Annotated in this window: 2 protein-coding genes and 1 pseudogene; 1 reads left to right on the top strand and 2 read right to left on the bottom strand. The window is 36.8% G+C overall.

All coding sequences use genetic code 11. The features are described 5' to 3' along the window. Positions 1-132, top strand: a pseudogene (locus O9324_RS26110) (IS630 family transposase); the annotation flags it as partial. Positions 133-351: 219 nt separating this feature from the next. On the opposite strand, the gene O9324_RS26105 reads toward O9324_RS26110, so the two are convergent. Together O9324_RS26105 and O9324_RS26100 are read right to left on the bottom strand one after the other, a co-directional pair. Beyond that, positions 352-768, bottom strand: a complete 417-nt coding sequence (locus O9324_RS26105) for a type II toxin-antitoxin system VapC family toxin (protein ID WP_288141735.1) — start codon at positions 766-768, stop codon at positions 352-354. Further along, positions 758-991, bottom strand: coding sequence for a hypothetical protein (locus tag O9324_RS26100; RefSeq protein ID WP_288141734.1), 234 nt, complete (start codon positions 989-991; stop codon positions 758-760). Before O9324_RS26100 ends, O9324_RS26105 begins: the two co-directional genes overlap by 11 nt. Positions 992-1,327 lie beyond the last annotated feature (336 nt).

The following is a 1,327-nucleotide window of genomic DNA, read 5'->3' as shown; positions in this document are numbered from 1 at the left end:
AACTTTTCTGACTTTTCTTCAGCTATTTATGAATGTCTGAATGATGCCCACCTGAAACATAAAAAAGAACTGGATTCCTTGCTCACTCTACGATTTCAGAAGTTTAATAAATCTCAGATTATGAACGTCTAAAGTATAGTCGGTGTTGGCATAACTCATCTTGTTAATCAGGCTGACACACTCATTTTAATCTATTTTTTTGCTGAGAGAACGGCCTCTTCTCAAAATATCTAAAAAAATAATGCGATCGCCGTCATCTTGTTGATTAAACTTTAAAACTGCCATTGCTTGAGATAGGAACGCAAAGGGCGATCGCTTTTTGGGGATGTGAGGGATACGATCATCCTGAGATTAATCTCTCAACAAAGCTCGAAAACCAGCTTGCTGAAAATGAATATCCGTTGTTAATGCTTCCGTTATTCTACGCTCTTCCATTACAATAAAAGAAATACAGTCAACAATTCCCCAATTTTTATCGTTTCTTTGACAATATAGTTGAAAAGCTTTTTGATAAAGAATTTCCGATAAGGGAATAACTGTCACCGTTTTGTCCTTTTCTAATGAGGACAATAATTTAATTGACTTAGAGCGATATTTTTGTTTAGATAAAGCATTGCCAATCTCTAAAATAATGGCTCTGGTTGTAACTAAAGGTGTTTTTGAAGCTTTTAATTGTTGGGCAATGGCAAGTGCTTTATGATGATAATCGTCCGTAGATGAAGATAAAGCGATCGCATAACTTGTATCGAGAAATTTCTCAGGGTTCATGCTCTTTTTCTTCGCCATATAAATATTTATCTAGATTTTCTGACCAATCAGAGGGTCCGTCTAGTTGTAATGATTCTGCTGTCTCTAAAAAAGAAATGAGTTCATTATTTTCATCCGATAAGTTATCAACAATAATGCGGACACGAGTATTAGCCTTCAATCTAACGGGTTGCTCTGGATGAAAGACCTTTCCGTCAAATAATGCGTTAATAGAATTAAGCATGATCTGTTGGTGAAATGATTTTTACTTGAAATATCTATATTATAAATGTAACACACCAAATTGATTGTTATTCGCTGTCATCTTGTTGGTTAAACTTTAAAGCTGCCGCTTGGGATAGGAACGCAAAGGGCGATCGCTTTTTGGTCAGGGGGAGGAGCGATCGCTTTTGGAGAGGAGGAGAAGCGATCTTGTAGGTGGCTCTTCGGGACTTGGTATGGTTCGATAGGGGAGCATAAATCGACTCAATCCTTATCTGGCAAAAGATTTAATTGATTAGTTCGCTTCAGATCGCAAACAATTGACAAAAATTGCGGCAATGTCTGTCTCTATAAAGGT

Origin of the sequence: Microcystis sp. LE19-84.1B (assembly GCF_027531875.1) — a bacterium.
Taxonomy (GTDB): Bacteria; Cyanobacteriota; Cyanobacteriia; order Cyanobacteriales; family Microcystaceae; genus Microcystis; species Microcystis panniformis.
This window is presented reverse-complemented; position numbering and strand designations above follow the sequence as displayed.

Bases quoted from the DNA above. Each gene is read 5' to 3' on its own strand.
- O9324_RS26105 (WP_288141735.1), bottom strand. From the start codon at position 768: ATGAACCCTGAGAAATTTCTCGATACAAGTTATGCGATCGCTTTATCT.
- O9324_RS26100 (WP_288141734.1), bottom strand. From the start codon at position 991: ATGCTTAATTCTATTAACGCATTATTTGACGGAAAGGTCTTTCATCCA.